Genomic DNA, 18,968 nt, shown 5'->3' on the forward strand with positions numbered 1-18,968 from the left:
AGTCCTGTCTTCATTCATAGCTGTTTGAAACTGAAAGGTAAGTCAATCAAGAAAGAGTTCATGGTGAGAACCTGCATGTGTGGCAGGTTCTTTTTCAGATCAGGATTCAGGTGTCATAAAAGGAGGAATGGAAACGTGGTATGATTACTTATCATGTATGTAGGAAATTTCCATTTTTCCTTGGAATGATTGAATAGAATGATAGGAAAGAAACGCGGGAGGTTCGAGTTAAGAATGAGCCATTCTGAACTGTGGACAAGTGGACATCAAAAAGAATAGCTGGAGGAGGACCACATGCTTGAAATATTTCAAATTCATATGACGCCGTTTAGAGAAAACAGAATTGTAAGAGTTTATCTACCTGAAGGGTACAATCCAAATGACAAAAAACGTTACCCCGTCATCTATATGCACGATGGCCAGAACGTGTTTCGGGATTCTGATGCAATCGGAGGCCTTTCATTATCCTTGGAAGATTATTTAGATAAAAATGGTTTGGAAGTCATTGTTGTAGCGATCGATCAGAACCCACAAGAGAGAATCAATGAATACTGCCCTTGGATCAATGGGAACTACAGCGAACGAGTGCTGGGGTATCCATGTAACCTTGGAGGTAGGGGTGAGCAATATATTGATTTCATTACAAAGGATCTTAAGCCTTTCATTGATTGCAAATACCAGACTTCACCAGAGGATACATCCATGGTGGGAATATCCTTAGGTGGTCTGGTTTCTGTTTATGCAGCATGTAAATACCCGCAAATCTATAAAAATGTCGTGGGTTTCTCTTCAGCTTTTTGGCGGAACCAGGAGCAAATGGAAGAGCTGATTAAAAAATCGGACCTTTCATCAATCCATAGTCTTTACTTGGACTGGGGAGATCGTGAGGGAGAAGATGAAGAAGTAAACAGAAGATTCTACGCTTCAAATGAGAGAGTTGCCTGTATATTAAGAGAAAAGGTACAAAACTTTACATGTTCCGTAATCGTTGGCGCTAAACACGATTACTCGTCCTTTAAAAACAGAGTGCCTAAAATCTTCTCCTGTATTCGAAGCAGGGGATCAGTCACGAAAATAAACACCTGTACACCTTCAAGAAGGAGTTATTGACGAAATGTTTTCCCTTGACGATTCCGGTAATAAGTAATACTATATAGTGGTAATAAGTATTACTTAGTATTAGTGCTGCAAAAATTTAAACAACGGGAGACTTCAATTAGAAACGACAAAGGGAGATAAAAATGGGAAACTTCAGAGAAATGATGAAAGGGGTACTTGAGGGATGTGTGCTCGAGATTATCAGTCGCGGCGAAACCTATGGCTATGAAATCACACAACAGCTGCGGGAACTCGGCTTCACTGATGTGGTGGAAGGCACCGTTTATACGATTACCATGCGGCTTGAGAAAAACAACCTCGTGAATATCGAGAAAAAGCCATCCACCATGGGACCACCTAGAAAATTTTATACACTTAACGCAGCAGGGCAGGAGCATCTTCAAACTTTTTGGGGGAAATGGGAATTCGTATCTAGCAAAATTAACGAGCTGAAAAATAAAAGCTAGAGGAGAGATCAGATGAGTATCTTTGAAAAAATTATTGGTAGTTTGGATGACAAGCGGGAATGGCGAGCGATGGAGGCACGTGCGAAGGCGCTCCCTAGGGAGTACCATAACGCTTACAAAGCCATCCAAAAGTATATGTGGACCACCGGCGGCCCTACGGACTGGAAGGATACAAAACGGATCTTTGACGGCATTCTTGATCTCTTCGAACAGGGGGCAGCAGAAAACAGGAAAGTCACTGATCTTACTGGTGATGATGTGGCCGCTTTCTGTGATGACCTGTTAGAGGATGAGAAAACTTGGAAAGATAAGTATCGCACAAAGTTAAACGATTCGGTTAGCCGTGGCTAGCGGTGTAAATGTGGAGGCTCGCAAATTTTTTTATTTTGGTAGTAAGTCATACAGAGTATCAGATGTGCAAAATAGGGTGGGAGTCGGATTTTCGTAATCTTTACAAAATGATCTACTGTTCAGGAGAGCGGCGAGGCTGGCACCAGCTGAAGAAACGTTATTTCATCCAAAAACGGGAGACTTCCTTCTCCCGTTTTTATCATTATGATCGCAAAAAGTGTAGAACAGGCATGAGCAATCCAATAACCCGTTCATCCCCTGAACCATTCATTTAATTATGAAGAAATGGAATTAACTCTCTCTTTTCTTCCACTTCCACCCATTCGTTATGACCCCGACCAGGCCGGTTACCGTAAGTATGTAAGCTACAAAAAGTGGTATATCTTGAAGTTCAGCTGTGAATAACCGGAATATGCCGACCATGAATATTAAAAAGCTGCTGATCAGTGCGATGCCTATTTTCATCTCTTCATTCATAGGATTTCCTCCCTTTCATTCGTTACTAGATTAACATATATACTTGGTTTGGTTCATGCTATAGTGGAAGTGATTGATTTTTCTGAATCTATGAAGGTGGTGGGAAAATGAAAGAAGAAAGCTTATTCCAGCAGATGCGTTTCGTTAGGAAAAGGAGCCTTGCAGCTTTAGATGCGACGACCGAAGGGATGGCAGATGCTAAACCTGATGGCTTTTTAAACAATATTCGTTGGAACTTCGGTCACATTTTCGTTTCACAAGAAAACTTGTTAGCTAGGTTCTCAGGAGAAGACGCGCATCTGCCAGAAGGATATATCCATCTATTCAATGGAGGTACTTCACCAGACGAATGGCCGGAAGATGTCCCGCGTTTGCCCGATCTTAGAAAAGACCTGGAGTCTCAAACCGAGCGTTTGATTCAAACGTACCAGGGACGCTTATCTGAAGAAGGGGAAAAGCCTTTTGACCTTGGCGGTGGAATCGTCTTTCGGACGCTGGATGAAGTGTTGAATTTCACGATCTGGCATGAAGGGCTCCATCAAGGAACGATATCTGCCATGAAAAGGGCTCAAGGGATAGAAAATTTATTCTGATGATACATAAGGCGATTGAGAATCTAACACGGACAGGCAATGGCGTCGTCATAAGTGTATTCGTCGTTTCACTGCTCTCTGAAAAAGCCTTTGATTTGTCCTTTGTTTTTTATTTTCTCATCGGCTACTTCATCATAGAAACTATTCGAATACTTCCAGATGGGAAGGAGGCAGATTGATGGAACGAGCTGGATTTTGGAGCCGGTTTTTCGCCTTGATCTTGGACGGTCTCATCATTACCGTTCCTATGAACCTCTTATGGTCTTTGTATCAGGGAGATTGGAGCACGGATGTAACGGATGGATGGTTGTGGCAGGTCATTTACGTGAGTTATTTGACTGTGCTTCCCGTGCTATGGAGCGGGTATGTCGTAGGGAAAAGAATACTGACAATCAAAATCAGAAAAGAAGGAGACCAGCCTGTAGGTTTATTCCAGATGTTCATTAGAGAAGTCATCGGGAAATTTCTCCTCGGAGTGATTACCTTTGGAATCGCTTCTGTTGTGAGTGCTTTGATGATCGCTTTTAGAAAAGATAAACGAGCCATCCATGACCTGCTTGCTCAAACCTATGTGAAAAACATCCCCTGAAAAGTCGATGGAACTTCCCATCGACTTTTCCTATCCATCTCCATACCTTTTACCACCACATCTTGAAAAAGCCCCCGTTTGTAGACTCAGTTTTGAGATGTTTGTGTGAGTTTAGGGCTCCGGGAAAAGGTTCGCTCTTGACCATAAGAGTATCTCGAAACCACTTCCGCAATAAGCGCTTTCCTGCGTAATGGAAGTTGATGGATACAACTTCCATTACGCAGTATTTGGCACTCTGACCTTGTTAACTAGAAAGAGTCTGCTGTGTAACGTGCCCCTTCCGTTTAGGCGGGTTCGTTCATCAACCACCCCTGACGCCCAGTTCGGCAACGACCCCAGGAGATCTGTTTACTAAAAGGAACGAATAAAATGAGATGGACTCTAGTACGCTCTAATAGAAGGTTGAAGGGGGTACGTTATGCATAAATGGAAGAGTCGTTCACCACTGGGCCAATTGCCGGTATTCAGAAAGGATCCACTGGGATTTCTTATGGAAATGGAAGAGACACAAAAACCCGTGACAAGGTTCAGGTTTGCCCATAGACCAATGTTCATGTTGATGCATCCCGCTCTGATTCAAGAAGTACTCGTAAGAAAAGCGGACTTTTTTTACAAATCCAAACCTTTTCAGGAATTAGAGCCGCTTCTAGGGAAAGGCCTGTTATTGAGTGAAGGGCAGCTTCATAAACAGCAGCGCCGGAAAATCCAGCCTTTTTTTACTCCTAAACACATCCAGCGCTATTGTGAAACGATGGGGAGAGTCGTTACGGATCATACCTCTCTCTGGAACGAAGGCGACCGGCTGATTTCTGAAGATATCAGAAGCCTTACGCTTCAAATCATCACGGAAACGATGTTCGGTACAGAAGTGAGAGCGGATCATGATCTAGTGGGACAACAACTGGATACAGCGCTGGAAATCGCCACCCAAAGGATCCGTAGTGTTTATAAAACGCCACGTTCGTGGAAGACAGTTCGTAACAAACTGTTCGATGATGCGGTTGATAAGCTGGACGAGGTGGTCTATTCCATTATCCATAAGTCGGGCGAGCCTGGGGAGCACCTGCTCAGCGTCATGAAGGACGCTGAAGATGCAAGTGGTAATAAAATGGATGCCGGGCAACTCCGTGATGAAGTCATGACTGTCTTTCTAGCCGGTCACGAAACAACAGCGTCGGCATTGACATGGACTTTCCACTTACTCATGGAGCACCCCGATTGTTATCAGAAAGTGGAGAGCGAAGTGGAAGAGATCCTTTCAAATGATACGCCATCTGTTGAAGAAGCGGGTAACCTTTTGTATACGAAAAAAGTGCTTCTCGAAAGCATGCGCTTGTATCCACCAGCCTGGATGTTTGGCCGGCGTGCCAAAGAAGATGTGAACATCGGATCCACGTTCATTAAAAAGGGGGCGACCGTCATGGTCAGTCCTTATCTGATGCATAGACACCGGAGGTATATCGACTATCCAGAGGAATTCCTTCCTGAACGCTTTGAGGATGGACGTCTCCTTGGCGGGCCTGATTATTTGTATCTGCCATTCGGGGGCGGCCCCCGCGTATGTATTGGACAGCACTTCGCTATGCTTGAAATGCTCGTCATTCTCTCGTCCCTGATCAAATCATTCAAATTTGTTCCTTGTTCTGACGGTTTTCCTGTAAAGGCTGAGCCATTAATCACGCTTCGAATGAAGCATGGCCTGAAACTTCACCTTTCAAAAAAGGGGGCAGGGGTCAAGTAACTCGTTATTTTCTGTACCCTGTCTTTCTGTTCATGTACAATAACAACAGATGAAATGACAGGGATTGAAGGTGTTACTATGAAAACCATCATTATTGGAGCAGGAATATTAGGCGCGTCGACAGCCTACCATCTGGCGAAAAAAGGAGAAGAAGTGATCGTCATCGACCGGAACGACCCGGAACAGGCGACGCGGAATGCTGCTGGAATCGTCTGTCCATGGCTGACAAACCGAAGCAACAAAGTGTGGTATCCTCTCGTCACAGGCGGGGCGAAATATTACCCTGCTTTGATGGAGGAGCTTGCAGAAGCTGGGGAAACACAAACCGGATATAAGCAAGTGGGAGCCATCAATATTTTTGATACGGAGGAAAAGTTGGAAAAGAAACGGCAGGTTGCTCTCGAAAGGAAAGAGCAGGCTCCGGAAATGGGAGAGATTACCTGCCTTTCCCCGCAAGAAACGAAAGAGATGTTCCCCCCTGTAGCGGAACACTATCGAGCCCTTCACATCTCCGGAGCCGCTCGAGTGAATGGGGCGGAAGTGACATCCTCTTTATTAAAAGCAGCCAGGAAAAGTGGAGCGACTTTTATCAACGGAGAAGCTGCATTTTTGTATGATAACAAGCGAGTTGAAGGGGTCTATGTCAATGGAGAAAAGATCTTTTCTGACCGGATTGTTGTCGCCAACGGTGCTTGGACGAAGCAGTTATTCGAACCGCTAGGAATGCGCCCGAATGTCACCTTTGAAAAAGCGCAAATCGTCCATGTGGATATGGAGGATTACGATACAGAGAATTGGCCTGTGATGCTTCCACCGTACAACCACTATATCCTCACCTTTGGGAATGGACGGGTCGTCATTGGCGCAACAAAAGAGAAGGCTTCTGACTCCAGCGTCACCGCAGGTTCTGTCCATCAGTTGATGGATAAAGCTCTCCGTGTAGCTCCTGGACTTGCAAACGCCACTTATATCAAAACAAATGTCGGGTTTCGCCCCTTCACCCCGGGTTCAACACCTGTGATTGGAAAAGTGCCGGGGCATGAAAACATAGTGGTGGCGAATGGCTTGGGTGCATCGGGCCTGACAAGTGGTCCTTATATTGGATCTGAACTTGCAAACTTCCTGGTAGGTGAAGATACCGAACTCGATTTTACAAACTATACCGCGGATCATTTATTTGAATAAACACAAAAAAGGTTCCCTCATCGAATGAGGGAACCTTTTTTGTATGGCTTCAAGACTAGCAAATACATGGATCACTGTATTCTAGTAGTTTTCTGCTTTTTGAACGCCACTGCTTGTTTCATGCTCACTGCCTTGTTCTTCATCCGGTGGATAGGTCCGCTTGACGAAGAAAGCCAGAACTAACCCGGCAAGCGATAATGCTGTAACGATAAAGAAGGCGATATTGACCCCGTAAATCGCAGGGTGATCGATCGTCGGATTGCTTTCGGCAGATTGAGCGGTTGTCGTCATCACCGTAACAAGAATGGCTGTTCCGACAGAGGCTGCTACCATCCGCATCGTATTGCTCATAGCGGCCCCGTGCGGAATGAGTTTTTTAGGCAATTGATTCAATCCCGCCGTCGTCACAGGCATCATGACCATCGATAACCCGAACATGCGGATCGCGTATAAAACAGTGATCGTTGTGAATGTCGTTTCAATATTCAAGAATGAAAAGGCAAGCGTTGCGCCTGTAATAATCGTGAGTCCGACAACAGCAAGCAGACGTGCTCCGATTTTATCAAAAATACGTCCGGTGATCGGGGACATGAATGCTGTGATGACCGCTCCCGGAAGCAGGGCGAGTCCGGATTCAAAGGCAGTAAAATCACGCATGTCCTGCATGTATAATGGAATCAAGGTTTCTGCTCCGATCAATCCTAAGAAGGTAATCATGGCAATGACGGTCGTGATCGCAAAGACTGGGTACTTGAAGACACGGAACTCCAGCATCGGGTGGTGCATCCGTAATTGTCTTCGAATGAATAAGGTCAAGGTTACCGCGCCGATGATCAGGACCGTTACGGTGTCGATGCTCGTCCACCCCTGGTTTCCAGCGAGTGTGAATCCGTATAAGAGTCCTCCGAAACCTATGGAAGAAAGAATGATGGAAACCGGATCGACCTTAGGATAGGAGAGTTCGGTGACATTTTTCAGGATGAAATAGGCGAGAACAATAATCAAAAGGGCCAACGGTAAGATCATCCAAAACAAATATCTCCAGGAATAGGCGGAAGTAATATAGCCGCTGAGCGCAGGTCCGATCGCTGGTGCGAATGAAATGACAAGTCCGATGTATCCCATGGCCGCCCCGCGTTTATGAACAGGAAAAATCATGAGAAAGACGGTCTGCATCAAAGGAAGCATCACACCGGCACCTGCAGACTGGACGACTCTCCCTAAAAGCAAGAGGGGGAAGTTCAATGCCAGTCCACCAAGAATCGTTCCAAAGGCAAATACACTCATCGCCGATATGAAAAGCTGCCTCGTTGTGAATCGTTCAATAAGGAAAGCACTGACAGGGATCATCACACCGTTCACGAGCATGAAAACAGTGGTCAGCCACTGGGCGGAATTCGCTGTCACATTCATCTCATCCATGATGGGAGGAATGGCGGTAATCATAAGGGTCTGATTTAATATCGTAATAAAGGAACCAGCGAGTAAAAGGGCTGCCATCAGCACTTTGTTGGTGCCTTTGGATGTCATAATGTCGTCCTCCTATGAATCAACTAATATAACATTATACCCCTCGCTATGATGGGAGGACAACTCATCCAACTCAGTTTACCAGTTCAATATTATGTAAACTATAGCCGCTGTTTTATGCCAGAGACATTTGGTCATGGTTTGGTTTAAAGTAGTGGGGAAGAATTCTCTATACAGAGTCATATATGAGACAATCGGAATAGGAGAACATCCCCGGAAGAGCGCAGTCCAGGGATGTTCTCCTATTTTTACAAAGAGGATTGCACGTGTGATCTTGGATGAGTAACCAGATCCCTTCTCAATAAACAGGTTGAAGATTTATGCGAAAACATATCACCTTAAAGCCTCTGTGTCTGTCTATTTGCGCGGAGTCCCATGTATGGTTTGCGTCCTACAGAATGGTATTCCATGTTTCTTCCCTCAAAGTCCTCGCGTGCATAACAGTTGCGTCCATCAAATAGGACGGGTTCCTTCATGAGATTTTCATAGACTTCTAAAGGTAAATCACTGATGGAAGACCATTCCGTGCAGACCATTGCAAAGTCGGCTCCGTTTAAGGCCTCGTGAATCGAATCGGCCACAGGGCAGAAGGAGATACGTTTGACTACAGGATCATAAGCGATAGGCGCGGCCCCGAGTTCTTGCAGACGTTCGATCAGCGAAACGGCCGGAGATTCACGGACATCATCTGTATTCGGTTTGAAAGCCAGTCCAAGCACCGCCACTCTTTTTCCTCTCAAACTTCCATAGCGTTTGCATGCTTTTTCAATCAAGAGGTTCTTCTGTCTTTCATTCACATCAATGACGGTTGTTAGAAGCTGAAAGGAGTGACCGGCTTCCTTTGCGACCTGGACCAGAGCTTTCGTGTCTTTCGGAAAACAAGAGCCGCCGTATCCGATCCCTGCCCGCAGGAATTGTTCCCCTATACGGACATCCATTCCCATTCCTTGGGCCACTTGTTCTACATCTGCCCCGAGCTCCTCACAAACGGAAGATATTTCATTGATAAAACTGATCTTCGTCGCCAGAAAAGCATTGGAGGCATATTTGGTCATTTCTGCGCTTAAAGGATCGGTCTGCAGGATTGGTGTTTTGAGCTTGCCGTAGATTTCCTCCAGACGTTGTCCTGCACGGACATCTGAAGAACCAATGACAATACGGTCTCCGTAAAAGAAATCATTAATGGCAGAGCCTTCTCTTAGGAACTCTGGATTGGATACGACGTGGAAAATCCGTTCCGTTCGTGGCTGAATCCATGACTGCACCTGCCTATTCGTTCCTGGAGGGACGGTACTTTTAATGACGATCAGAGTCCCATCGCCGACAAAATGGGAAAGGTCTTGGACCGCATTCTTTAGAAAAGATAGATTAGCAGACCCATCCTTGTTCTCAGGTGTTCCGACGGCAATGAAAATCACCTCTGCCTGTGGAATCGCTTCTTTCAGGAAGGTTGTGAATCGCAGTCGTTTTTCACGAAGGCTGGATTGCAGCAAAGCTGGAAGTCCGGGCTCGTGAAGAGGACAAAAGCCGTCCTTGAGGGAGGAAATCCTTTCTTCGTCTATGTCCACACAAGTCACTTCATGACCAAGACTCGCAAGGCAGGTCCCCGTGACCAAACCGACGTAACCCGTTCCGATGACCGCGATTTTTCTCATATTCATCTTCTCCCGTCCCTAAGCGAAGGAGGCGAGTTCAACATCGCCGACCGCTTCTTTATAATCTCTCATGAGCTGTTCGAAAATTTCTTCCCACGATCTCCGGAGTGCCTCTTGGCGAGCTTGTATCCTCATCGCTGTCAGTTTTTCCTGATCAGAAAGAAGATCTAAAATTCCTTGAGTGAATGAGTGATCATCATTTGGTGTGCACAACCATCCAGTCTTGCCATGGTCCAGGATTTCTTTGACACCACCAGCGTTTGCTGCGATTACGGGTGTCCCGGAGGATAAGGATTCGAGAACGACGTTACCGAATGTTTCGGTGGCTGAGGGAAAAACAAATAGCGTAGAGGAAGCGTAAATGCGAGCAAGACTTTCTCCATCCTGATAACCTGCGAACGTCATGTTGTGAGGGGCAACCGATTGAAGATGGTTTCGTAAAGGACCGTCTCCTACGATCAGCCAGTGAATGTTTTTATTGATGTCGTGGGGGAGGGCTTTGGCCACATTCATGAGGGTGCCGAGTCCTTTTTCCGGTGCGAGTCTCCCGACATAACTTAATAGAATAGGGGCGTCGATTTTAAAATGTTTTTTTACACTGTCATCCCTATGAGCAGGGGAAAAGTGCTGATGGTCCACACCTCTCTGCCACAGGCCGATGTTATGAAGACCGTGCAGCTCTAACTCTCTTTTCGTATGAAGGGAAGGGACAAGCGTTTTTTTGAAGGGCTGATGGAACCATTGCATATATTTCCAGACAAATGGGGAGAGGAAAGATAATTTGTAATAGTCTAAATATTGATCGAAGTGCGTATGATAAGAACCCACGAGTGGGATGCCCATCTTCTTTCCGAAGTGGAGCCCGGCAAGTCCCAGGTTAAAGGGAGTGGCGATATGAATCAGGTCGGGCTGAAAATCGGTAAGGTCTCTTTTGATTTTCATCACATTTGGAAGAGCCAGACGGCATTCCGGGTATAACCAGAAAGGGACGCTGTTAAATCTATGAATATGATCCAAGTACTCTTCATTGCTCCGCACTTCTGGAGCATACACCCTGTAGGGGATGCGTTTCTTTTCGAGATATTCGGTCCACCGTTTTAATGTACGAGCGACTCCATTGACCTGCGGCACATACGTATCCGTGAAGATCGCCACTTTCATGTTCCATTCCCCCTTTTAAACCGAAGAGCGTTCCGTCCTTGTCCTTCGGTACTTATCTATTCGCTCGAAAAAGGGTTTATGCAGGAGAGGGGCGAATGGAATACAACTTTACATAAAGTTGACAAAGGGAGAGAACGAAAAAAAAACCTGCCTATGCAGGTTTTTGTCAGAAGAATATGGAGGCTGCTTCCGGGTTGGGTTTGAAAGTATGGCGATGGATAGAAGAGAGTTTCGTGGAAGGCTGTGTATAATTACGCTGATTTTTTTGTGAGAGAGTGTTGGCTTACGGCTTTTAAAAGGGTCATCTTGTCTTGGTTTGTCAACTTGTTCCAAATGCCCACTTTAATGTTCATCGTATATTTCCTCCTCAAAATTTAATGGGGCTATCAAATGTTTGACGAACAGACCTCACCGCTTTGTTCATACTTAGCATATACCGTCATTTAATCAAGATTAAACAACAAAAATATCTACAAAATTCGAGGGTACCGACGTTTTGAAGAAGGTTAAGGGATGAAAGTGTCGAATATGATTAAGGAGCCTGTAAAAAATCATAGAATGCGGGCCGAAAACCTGAGAAATTGTAAAAAAGAAGAGGAGGAAGTTTTTCATGATTTCTTATCAAGTTCAATCAGAAAAAGGTTTTTCTGAGAAAATCGGGGAACTCGTATGTATGCTTGAACACGCACGTGCGGTAACGATCCAGGAAGTAGCGGACCTCACGCAGGAAGAACTTGATGAGTGCGAAACCGGTGGAAACTCCATTGGTATGCTTCTCTCCCACATGGCAGCGATTGAGTTTGTCCATCAGGTCATCAGTTTTGACGAGAGGGATTTAACGCCAGAGGAACAGGATGAATGGGGAGCGGCACTTGAACTGGGGGACAAGGCACGCGCGAAGTTCCGTGCTTTCCCGGTGGACGATTATTTGGATCTTCTTGAGACGACGAGAGATACGACGCTGGAATATTTGAAAGAAAAAGACGATGATTGGCTGTTTGAGGAACGCTCATGGCCGAACGGAGTGAAGTACAACCCATACTACCTCTGGTTTCATGTCATGGAAGATGAAATCAGTCATCGCGGACAGATCCGTGCCATGATCCGTTTGAAGAAACAGCGGAAAATCAGTAGTTTCTAATATAATAAAGTAATTTTATAAGTTTATACTAAAATAGAACTTCCTTAACATAGGAAGTTCTATTTTTTAGTGTATAATGATCCATCTTCATATTCGTTCACTCAATCTGAAAGCTGTCCAAGACCCTTACCGCCTTTTGTTTGTAAGGTTTTTACTCTCTCCATTCCCGTTATGATTGGTTTTGCGCGACGGATTAATGTTTGTGTAGTTTCAAGAGTCAGAGAATCTTGATGAGCATCTTCGCTCTTCCACACCTCATAAACATACACAGCATTTGGTTCATTTTCAGAAATATTTACGAGATAGACCTCGCATTCTTCAAGGTTTTGCAAGGATTCAGCTGCTTCCAACAAAAGATCAACCATTGTATCACGTTCGCCTTCTTGTACTGTGAACTTACCGAACAAACTGAATTTGCTCATGATCGTCCTCCTTTTTTTATGACCTGTTCAATGTTCTACAACCGTACTCCAATCCCCTTCGAATCTCACAGCTCTTCAATTTTTAGCGGAGCCGCTTCTTTTTACCTCTCCAGTCTATGACAGCTATGAAGATCATTTTTTTGTTATATAGTTTTCTGTTCTCTTGAGGTAATCCTCAATGGCTTCCTCCAAGGGACGGAATGACTCGTTCCAGAACGTCTGTGTGTTCAGGTCTTGACCGAGGAAAGCTGCGCACAGTTCATCCATCGGCAGATCCCCGGAACGACTCAACAAGCCATCGTACTTTTCAGGGAATGACGCAGGATGTTCTTTGTATTGGGAGTACATGCCATTACTGAACAGATAACCGATCGTGTAGGGAATGTTATAAAAAGCTTTTTCGGTATCATAGAAATGAGGGATGCTCATCCAATTATAAGCATTTACCTGATCCAGCTGGTCTCCGAACCAGTCCCTTTCTTTAGCTTCCATCAAATCGATCATCTCTGAAGAGGAGAGCTTTCCTTGTTTACGCTTTTCATAAAAATCCTTTTCAAATTCAAATTTTGCCGGGATGAACGTGGTGTATTTCAGTCCGTTGATGATTTTCATTTCTAAGAGGGAGAGGGCGTCTTCTTCTGTTTTTGCAAGATCAATGGCCGCGTCCAGTACAAGATTCTCTGCGAACGTGGACGCTGTTTCTGCAAGCCCTGTCCCTGCATGCTGGGCAAATCCGGGTTGTTTATGAAGCAACGTATTGTGATAAGCATGTCCAAGTTCATGCGCCAAGGTCACGACATCCTGATACGTTCCGTGGAAAGATAGGAGTACCCGGCTTTCTTTCGCATGCGGTAATGAGGCGCAAAAGGCACCGTGGCGCTTGTTTTCATGTGGATCCGCATCGATCCATCCGTCATGGAAAGCCTGTTTAGCAAAGTCTCCGAGTTTCTCACTATATTGAGAGAACTGCTTGATCACAATTTCCGCTGCCTCTTCATATGTAAGTGTTGTCTTAGCTGTGAAAGAAGGTGCATATAAATCATACCAGTCCGGTTTTGCAACGTTGTCGATCTGGGCTTTTCTATTCAGGAATTGATACAAAAGATCCTTATGGTCGTGGAGAGCTTCCATCATGCTGTTGACAGAGGGTTCTGTCATTCTGTTCTGCTCATACATTTCTTTCAGAGGATTCGTCCAACCTCTTAACTCATATAAATCATTCCTGAAACCGGCGAAGTGGTTAAAAATAAGGGCGAAGCGGTCCTGATTTTGTTTACAAACCTCAATGATGGACGCGGCAATGGAAGAACGGACAGAACGATCCTTGGATAACATCGCCTTCATGAATGCCATATCAAATGACAATTCAATTCTCTCCCCACCTTCTTCCACAGGTACACGAAGGCGGGCAAATTCCTGCTCATACAGATCTTCCCATCCCTCGAAGCCATTGACAGACAATGTGTGGATGGCCTGTTCCAATTCGGGCGCTGACCGCTCTTCAATCTGCCTTCTCCGCTCCATTAAAGAAGTGCGGATTCCGTCCAGTTCCTCTGCTAGGATCCATTCATGCCAGGAAGATTCATGGATGGCAGCGATATATTGGTCGAAAGCCAGTAACAAAGTTTCCATTTTTGCTTTTAATCTTTGACTTTGATCCATAAAATAGTGGCCATTACGATCCTGAACATCTTGAGAGGACAGGCAGATGGCGTATTCATCGATCGCAAAAACTTCAGAGTAAAGCTTTTGTACTTCTTCTACAGTCAGAAAAAAATCTTTAAAGTCTTCGGGAGTTTTTGAGTTCTTTATCTGGTCATGAAGAGCTTCCATTTGTTCAATCTTCAGTTGCAGTTCATGCTCAAGCCCATCAGGAAAGAGACGCTCCAGATCCCATTTTTTCATTACCGTATTCTTCATTTCATTCCTCCTAAGGTTTTGATAGTATTAGTGTAATCCACTTTGGAAAAATCTTCATCATCCTCAAGACGGACTCCTGCTCTCATTCCCGACGCAGGAGCGTTATCAATGAATGTTTGTCAAATGCATATACGTTATATGTAAATAAAGAATAGGGTAGGATTGTGTAAGGGCTTTATTGAGATAACCGAGGTTCGTTACCATTTATACGAGTCAGGGGTGGTTGGGAAGCTACTCGCTTTCCTGCGGGGATGGCGGCAAGCCTCCTCGGACTTCGTCCTGTGGGGTCTAGCCAGCCAATCCATTCCCGCGGGAGTCTCGCAGCTTCCCAACCACCCCATTTGATGAATGTGAAGAACGACCCCCTTTACTATGGAAGGATGCCCTCGACTATCCTTTTGTTATAAGCATAAAAGCTCTATAACAAGCTTTCTGGGATGTAGAATCTTGTCTTTGGAAGTTTATGTTCCTCCAATTAACTTGTACATAAAAGAAACTTATGCCAGAAGTCATTTCGAGATAATTATTTGGCAAAGGGGCGGAGGGGAATGGCGAGACTCCTGCGGGAAAAAAGTGCTTGGTGAGACCCCGCAGGACGTAGTCTGAGGAGGCTCACCGCGCTCCCGCGGAAAGCGAGCCGTTCCCCGCAGCCCCCTATCCACCCAACAAAAATCTCGGAATTGCGTCTTCCATAACCTTTATGGAGGAAAATGATGATTTTTAAGGAGGAGAAGTAGATGAAAGTACCGTTCATAGATGGACACAATGATACGCTGATGAACTTTGAGAATGGGGTGAAGCCGTTCTTTACAGGGACGAAAGAAGGGCACATCGATTGGCCGCGAGGGAATCGTTCCGGCCTGGCCGCAGGCTTTTATGCCGTATTCTGTCCGAATCCTGATACCGATCCACGCCCCGTCGCCTACAAAACAGAGAAAGGTTATGAAAAACCGCTCCCACGACCTCTGTCTTATGCGTATGCTTGTACATACACCAACAAGATGATCGCGCGTTTCTTGAAAATGGAGGCAGAATCGGGTGGGAAATTCAAAGCGGCTAGAACCGTTGGGGATTTAGAACGGGCCATCGCCGGAGAGTACATGGCCGGGATTTTACATATTGAGGGAGCAGAAGGCATCGATGAAGATTTGCATGCGTTGTCTGTATTATATGAAGCAGGGTTACGTTCCGTCGGTCCTGTCTGGAGCAGAGGGAATGCATTCGGGGAGGGAGTTCCGTATCGTTTCCCCTCCTCTCCAGACACAGGTCCCGGCCTTACACAAGCTGGGAAAAACCTTGTGCGGGAGTGTAACCGGTTAGGAATTATGATTGACCTTTCCCATTTGAATGAAAAGGGGTTTTGGGATGTCGCCTCGATCAGTGATGCTCCACTGGTAGCTACTCATTCCAATGCCCACCGGTTGTGTCCGGTCACCCGGAACCTGACAGACAAACAAATCGATGCCATCGGTGAGTCGAACGGTTTGATCGGGGCCACCTATAGTATTAATCCCAATATGGTGACAGAAGATGGTGCAAATAACGAAGGAGCTGCTTTATCTGACATTACGAAACATATCCATTACATCGTCGACCGCATCGGAATCGACCATGTTGCTTTAGGGTCGGATTTTGATGGAACCCGGGTGCCAGCGGCTCTTAAAGATGTGACCGGGGTGCCGAGATTATTTGATCAATTGAAAAAAGAAGGGATGGGCAGGGAAGAGATCGAAAAGATCGCCTATAAAAATTGGCTGCGTGTACTAAAGGAAACATGGAAAGACAACAGCTGATTCAAGCGTCCTATAGAAAAAAGACGAGAATCCCCTTTGAGAAGAGGGTTCTCGTCTTTTCATTTGCCAACCTTTATTTAGCTCTATGTTTTTGATAGGTGATTCCTCTTGTCAGTGCCTGGATTTGCTTGTAAGTCTGCTCCGTCAATGAAGGAGACTCAAGGTAGCGCAAGTTGTCATTCAACTGCTCCACTGAGCTTGCTCCAAAGACTGCACTAGCAACGGCAGGGTTTTGCAGGACATATTGAAGCGCGAGCGTTTCTGCCGTTTTTTCGTCAGTGGTGAACGTCTGCCATTGCTTTGCGATTTCCAACACTTCTTCCTGGCTGTACTCTAAAAATCCATTTTCTGCTTTTTCCTGGGCTTTTTGCTGTCCTTTTGATGATAGCATTCCTTTTGCCAGCGGGCCCCTTGCCAGGACACTAATTTCTTTGTCTGCAAGCAGTTCGAGGATCTCTTCTTCAGGTCTGCGGTCCAGAGCATTGTACTGCATCATCACACTGACGATGTTGGATTTTTCCACATATTCTTTGATGACATTCGGACGGATCGATGAGATGCCATATTCTCTGATCAAACCTTCTTGTTTGAGCTCTTCAAAAGCTTCGATGCTTTCCTCTATCGGATCATCAATGGTTCCGCCGTGCAGCTGGTAAAGGTCGATATAATCGATTCCCAGTCGTTTCAGGCTGTCTTTCACACCTTCTTTGATGTGTTTTTTGGATGGATCCCAGTACCAGTCTTTCTCACCGCGGCTAAAGTTGTTTCCGACTTTTGTTCCAATCAGGAGATCCTCTCTTTTTCCTTTGACCGCTTCCCCTACGATTTTTTCGTTTTCCCCAAAATCGTATAAGTCGGCTGTATCTAAGTAATTGATGCCGGCATCGACAGCTCGGTCGATGATGTCTTTTGCTTTGTTATGATCGGTCCCGAGCGACATGCACCCTAGACTGATTTCTGACACGTATAAATCTGAAGATCCTAGTTGGCGTTTGTTCATGTAATCATCCTTTCCATTTAAGTGTAGCGGATTGTTCCGGTTCCATGCCACTCCTGTGATAAAATGACGGTAGGAACAAGAGAGGATGAATGTTTTGAAGAAATTTGAAGAGAAAACATATGAAACCGAAACGATTTATAAAGGGAAAATTGTTCAATTGGATATCGACAGTGTTACTTTACCCGATGGGAATACATCTAAACGGGAACTGATCCGTCACCCTGGAGCTGTAGCCGTCATCGCAGTCACCGAAGAAGGGAAGCTCGTCTGTGTCGAGCAGTACAGAAAACCGATGGAGAAAAGCATCATCGAAATTCCTGCAGGCAAGCTTGAACCTGGGGAAGAACCGAAAACATGTGCGCTTAGGGAACTGGAAGAGGAAACAGGATACACGTCCGATGACCTTGAATTCATTACCTCTTTCTACACATCTCCAGGGTTTGCGGATGAAATTGTACATCTTTACTTCACAGACCAGATCAAACCGATGGAAGAACAGCCGGACGGGGATGAGGACGAGTTCGTCGAACAAATCGAACTGACGGTGGAGGAAGCAGAAGCGTTGGAAAAAGAAGAGCGGATCCATGATGCGAAAACCGCCTATGCCATCCTGTATATGAAATTGAGAAATGCAAGGTGATGGATACGTTTTTCGTTGATCTACATATTCACATCGGGAGGGACTGGAACGGAAAGCCTGTGAAAATCACAGGATCCAAATCGCTGACCCTCTCAAATATTCTTGAAGAAGCGACGAATCGAAAAGGGCTCGATATGGTTGGAGTCATTGATGCTCAGGCTCCTTCCGTACAGGAAGAAAAGTTGGATCTGATTGATCGCGGAAAAGCCGTGGAATTAAAGGAAGGGGGCATTCGTTATCAAGATACGGTCCTCCTTCTAGGTTCTGAAATCGAAGTGTACGATGCGGCATGTTCCGGTCCCATTCATGTGCTTTGTTATTTCCCGACGGTGAATCAAATGGAAGCGTTCACCGCGTGGCTTTCTCAAAAGATGAAAAATGTGAATTTAAGCTCTCAACGTTTTTATGGCACCGCTCGCGAGCTCCAGCAATATGTGAAAGAGCATGAGGGGATTTTCATTCCTGCTCATGTTTTCACTCCTTTTAAAAGCCTTTATGGAAGAGGAGTGAAAGAAACGTTAAGGGAAGTGCTTGATCCTGACAAGATCGATGCCGTAGAACTCGGATTGAGCGCTGATACGGATATGGCTGATTTGATCGGGGAACTGGAACCGTATACTTACGTGACCAATTCGGATGCTCATTCCTTAGGAAAGCTTGCTCGGGAATATCAGGAGGTGGCTTTAAAGGCATTGAATTTTGAGGAATTGCGGCTGGCTCTCCATAATCAGGATGGAAGGAAAGTCGTAACCAATTATGGGATGAGTCCCGCCATGGGGAAATACCACCAGACCGTTTGTGCCAAATGTCTGACTCCGGCTGAGCTTTCTACTTCTCACTGTGAAGCATGTGGATCGAAAAAAATCGTCAAAGGAGTGAAAGACCGTGTGGAAGAGCTGAAATCTAGTTCCCAGATGAAAGAGAGACCTCCTTATATCTATCAAGTGCCTCTATCATCTCTACCTGGAGTAGGAAAGGGTACCTACGAGAAGCTAGTGGATGCGTTTGGCACCGAAATGGCTGTCATCCATGAAGTTTCAAGGGAAGAATTGAAGATGGTCATCCCTGAACAAGTGGCTGAAAGGATCATGGCCATGAGAAAAGGTACGCTCACCATTCAGGCAGGTGGAGGCGGAAAATACGGAAGAATTCAATAGAAACTGAGCTGGATTTGGTCTACTTTTTCCATCTCTCTCATAGATTGG

At 45.4% G+C, this 18,968-nt stretch carries 19 protein-coding genes; 12 read left to right on the plus strand and 7 right to left on the minus strand.

The window, feature by feature from the left end; all coding sequences use genetic code 11:
* Positions 1–294 precede the first annotated feature (294 nt).
* The 3 genes from ACQ4XT_RS14575 (at position 295) to ACQ4XT_RS14585 (ending at position 1,916) form a co-directional block, all read left to right on the plus strand.
* A complete protein-coding gene (locus tag ACQ4XT_RS14575) occupies positions 295–1,110 on the plus strand; it encodes an alpha/beta hydrolase (protein WP_446854312.1) in 816 nt (271 codons plus the stop codon).
* Between the two features lie 131 nt (positions 1,111–1,241).
* Entirely contained in the window at positions 1,242–1,565 is a 324-nt protein-coding gene (locus ACQ4XT_RS14580; RefSeq protein WP_446854313.1) for a PadR family transcriptional regulator, read from the plus strand.
* Between the two features lie 12 nt (positions 1,566–1,577).
* Positions 1,578–1,916 (plus strand): DUF1048 domain-containing protein, encoded by a 339-nt coding sequence (locus tag ACQ4XT_RS14585; RefSeq protein WP_446854314.1) that lies wholly within the window; start codon positions 1,578–1,580, stop codon positions 1,914–1,916.
* Between the two features lie 291 nt (positions 1,917–2,207).
* Here the strand turns inward: ACQ4XT_RS14585 and ACQ4XT_RS14590 are convergent, their stop codons facing one another.
* A complete protein-coding gene (locus ACQ4XT_RS14590; protein WP_446854315.1) occupies positions 2,208–2,393 on the minus strand; it encodes a hypothetical protein in 186 nt (61 codons plus the stop codon).
* Positions 2,394–2,500: 107 nt separating this feature from the next.
* Between ACQ4XT_RS14590 and ACQ4XT_RS14595 the strand changes: the two genes are divergently transcribed.
* The 5 genes from ACQ4XT_RS14595 to ACQ4XT_RS14615 all read left to right on the plus strand — a co-directional run bounded on the left by ACQ4XT_RS14595 (position 2,501) and on the right by ACQ4XT_RS14615 (position 6,501).
* A complete protein-coding gene (locus ACQ4XT_RS14595; RefSeq protein WP_446854316.1) occupies positions 2,501–2,986 on the plus strand; it encodes a DinB family protein in 486 nt (161 codons plus the stop codon).
* The gene (locus tag ACQ4XT_RS14600; protein ID WP_446854317.1) at positions 2,986–3,165 is read left to right on the plus strand and encodes a hypothetical protein; all 180 of its coding nucleotides are present in this window, start codon (positions 2,986–2,988) and stop codon (positions 3,163–3,165) included. The genes ACQ4XT_RS14595 and ACQ4XT_RS14600 overlap by 1 nt, the downstream gene beginning before the upstream one ends.
* Complete coding sequence (locus ACQ4XT_RS14605; protein ID WP_446854318.1) at positions 3,165–3,575, plus strand: RDD family protein; 411 nt, start codon at positions 3,165–3,167, stop codon at positions 3,573–3,575. Before ACQ4XT_RS14600 ends, ACQ4XT_RS14605 begins: the two co-directional genes overlap by 1 nt.
* A 418-nt stretch (positions 3,576–3,993) precedes the next feature.
* Positions 3,994–5,316 (plus strand): cytochrome P450, encoded by a 1,323-nt coding sequence (locus tag ACQ4XT_RS14610; protein ID WP_446854319.1) that lies wholly within the window; start codon positions 3,994–3,996, stop codon positions 5,314–5,316.
* A gap of 78 nt (positions 5,317–5,394) precedes the next feature.
* Complete coding sequence (locus ACQ4XT_RS14615) at positions 5,395–6,501, plus strand: NAD(P)/FAD-dependent oxidoreductase (protein ID WP_446854320.1); 1,107 nt, start codon at positions 5,395–5,397, stop codon at positions 6,499–6,501.
* 81 nt (positions 6,502–6,582) lie between these two features.
* On the opposite strand, the gene ACQ4XT_RS14620 is transcribed toward ACQ4XT_RS14615, so the two are convergent.
* From ACQ4XT_RS14620 to ACQ4XT_RS14630, 3 genes are all read right to left on the minus strand, one after another.
* The gene (locus ACQ4XT_RS14620) at positions 6,583–8,031 is read right to left on the minus strand and encodes a DHA2 family efflux MFS transporter permease subunit (RefSeq protein ID WP_446854321.1); all 1,449 of its coding nucleotides are present in this window, start codon (positions 8,029–8,031) and stop codon (positions 6,583–6,585) included.
* Positions 8,032–8,369: 338 nt separating this feature from the next.
* On the minus strand, positions 8,370–9,686 hold the full coding sequence (locus ACQ4XT_RS14625; protein ID WP_446854322.1) for a UDP-glucose dehydrogenase family protein: 1,317 nt from the start codon (positions 9,684–9,686) through the stop codon (positions 8,370–8,372).
* Positions 9,687–9,704: 18 nt separating this feature from the next.
* Complete coding sequence (locus tag ACQ4XT_RS14630; protein ID WP_446854323.1) at positions 9,705–10,847, minus strand: glycosyltransferase family 4 protein; 1,143 nt, start codon at positions 10,845–10,847, stop codon at positions 9,705–9,707.
* 610 nt (positions 10,848–11,457) lie between these two features.
* Between ACQ4XT_RS14630 and ACQ4XT_RS14635 the strand changes: the two genes are divergently transcribed.
* Positions 11,458–11,988, plus strand: a complete 531-nt coding sequence (locus ACQ4XT_RS14635; RefSeq protein ID WP_446854324.1) for a DinB family protein — start codon at positions 11,458–11,460, stop codon at positions 11,986–11,988.
* Between the two features lie 101 nt (positions 11,989–12,089).
* Here ACQ4XT_RS14635 and ACQ4XT_RS14640 read toward each other — a convergent pair whose 3' ends face one another.
* Both ACQ4XT_RS14640 and ACQ4XT_RS14645 read right to left on the minus strand, forming a co-directional pair.
* Complete coding sequence (locus ACQ4XT_RS14640) at positions 12,090–12,410, minus strand: putative quinol monooxygenase (RefSeq protein ID WP_446854325.1); 321 nt, start codon at positions 12,408–12,410, stop codon at positions 12,090–12,092.
* 132 nt (positions 12,411–12,542) lie between these two features.
* Positions 12,543–14,330, minus strand: coding sequence for a M3 family oligoendopeptidase (locus ACQ4XT_RS14645; protein ID WP_446854326.1), 1,788 nt, complete (start codon positions 14,328–14,330; stop codon positions 12,543–12,545).
* Positions 14,331–15,067: 737 nt separating this feature from the next.
* Between ACQ4XT_RS14645 and ACQ4XT_RS14650 the strand changes: the two genes are divergently transcribed.
* Entirely contained in the window at positions 15,068–16,123 is a 1,056-nt protein-coding gene (locus ACQ4XT_RS14650; RefSeq protein ID WP_446854327.1) for a dipeptidase, read from the plus strand.
* Between the two features lie 73 nt (positions 16,124–16,196).
* Here ACQ4XT_RS14650 and ACQ4XT_RS14655 read toward each other — a convergent pair whose 3' ends face one another.
* Positions 16,197–17,123 (minus strand): aldo/keto reductase, encoded by a 927-nt coding sequence (locus ACQ4XT_RS14655; protein WP_446854328.1) that lies wholly within the window; start codon positions 17,121–17,123, stop codon positions 16,197–16,199.
* Positions 17,124–17,217: 94 nt separating this feature from the next.
* Here ACQ4XT_RS14655 and ACQ4XT_RS14660 point away from each other — a divergent pair, with 94 nt between their 5' ends.
* Together ACQ4XT_RS14660 and ACQ4XT_RS14665 are read left to right on the plus strand one after the other, a co-directional pair.
* Entirely contained in the window at positions 17,218–17,763 is a 546-nt protein-coding gene (locus tag ACQ4XT_RS14660; RefSeq protein ID WP_446854329.1) for an NUDIX hydrolase, read from the plus strand.
* Positions 17,763–18,920, plus strand: a complete 1,158-nt coding sequence (locus tag ACQ4XT_RS14665; RefSeq protein WP_446855692.1) for an endonuclease Q family protein — start codon at positions 17,763–17,765, stop codon at positions 18,918–18,920. The genes ACQ4XT_RS14660 and ACQ4XT_RS14665 overlap by 1 nt, the downstream gene beginning before the upstream one ends.
* Positions 18,921–18,968: the final 48 nt, after the last annotated feature.

It is taken from the genome of Halobacillus sp. 12SKB, assembly GCF_052941655.1.

Bases quoted from the DNA above. Each gene is read 5' to 3' on its own strand.
- ACQ4XT_RS14575 (WP_446854312.1), top strand. From the start codon at position 295: ATGCTTGAAATATTTCAAATTCATATGACGCCGTTTAGAGAAAACAGA.
- ACQ4XT_RS14580 (WP_446854313.1), top strand. From the start codon at position 1,242: ATGGGAAACTTCAGAGAAATGATGAAAGGGGTACTTGAGGGATGTGTG.
- ACQ4XT_RS14585 (WP_446854314.1), top strand. From the start codon at position 1,578: ATGAGTATCTTTGAAAAAATTATTGGTAGTTTGGATGACAAGCGGGAA.
- ACQ4XT_RS14590 (WP_446854315.1), bottom strand. From the start codon at position 2,393: ATGAATGAAGAGATGAAAATAGGCATCGCACTGATCAGCAGCTTTTTA.
- ACQ4XT_RS14595 (WP_446854316.1), top strand. From the start codon at position 2,501: ATGAAAGAAGAAAGCTTATTCCAGCAGATGCGTTTCGTTAGGAAAAGG.
- ACQ4XT_RS14600 (WP_446854317.1), top strand. From the start codon at position 2,986: ATGATACATAAGGCGATTGAGAATCTAACACGGACAGGCAATGGCGTC.
- ACQ4XT_RS14605 (WP_446854318.1), top strand. From the start codon at position 3,165: ATGGAACGAGCTGGATTTTGGAGCCGGTTTTTCGCCTTGATCTTGGAC.
- ACQ4XT_RS14610 (WP_446854319.1), top strand. From the start codon at position 3,994: ATGCATAAATGGAAGAGTCGTTCACCACTGGGCCAATTGCCGGTATTC.
- ACQ4XT_RS14615 (WP_446854320.1), top strand. From the start codon at position 5,395: ATGAAAACCATCATTATTGGAGCAGGAATATTAGGCGCGTCGACAGCC.
- ACQ4XT_RS14620 (WP_446854321.1), bottom strand. From the start codon at position 8,031: ATGACATCCAAAGGCACCAACAAAGTGCTGATGGCAGCCCTTTTACTC.
- ACQ4XT_RS14625 (WP_446854322.1), bottom strand. From the start codon at position 9,686: ATGAGAAAAATCGCGGTCATCGGAACGGGTTACGTCGGTTTGGTCACG.
- ACQ4XT_RS14630 (WP_446854323.1), bottom strand. From the start codon at position 10,847: ATGAAAGTGGCGATCTTCACGGATACGTATGTGCCGCAGGTCAATGGA.
- ACQ4XT_RS14635 (WP_446854324.1), top strand. From the start codon at position 11,458: ATGATTTCTTATCAAGTTCAATCAGAAAAAGGTTTTTCTGAGAAAATC.
- ACQ4XT_RS14640 (WP_446854325.1), bottom strand. From the start codon at position 12,410: ATGAGCAAATTCAGTTTGTTCGGTAAGTTCACAGTACAAGAAGGCGAA.
- ACQ4XT_RS14645 (WP_446854326.1), bottom strand. From the start codon at position 14,330: ATGAAGAATACGGTAATGAAAAAATGGGATCTGGAGCGTCTCTTTCCT.
- ACQ4XT_RS14650 (WP_446854327.1), top strand. From the start codon at position 15,068: ATGAAAGTACCGTTCATAGATGGACACAATGATACGCTGATGAACTTT.
- ACQ4XT_RS14655 (WP_446854328.1), bottom strand. From the start codon at position 17,123: ATGAACAAACGCCAACTAGGATCTTCAGATTTATACGTGTCAGAAATC.
- ACQ4XT_RS14665 (WP_446855692.1), top strand. From the start codon at position 17,763: ATGGATACGTTTTTCGTTGATCTACATATTCACATCGGGAGGGACTGG.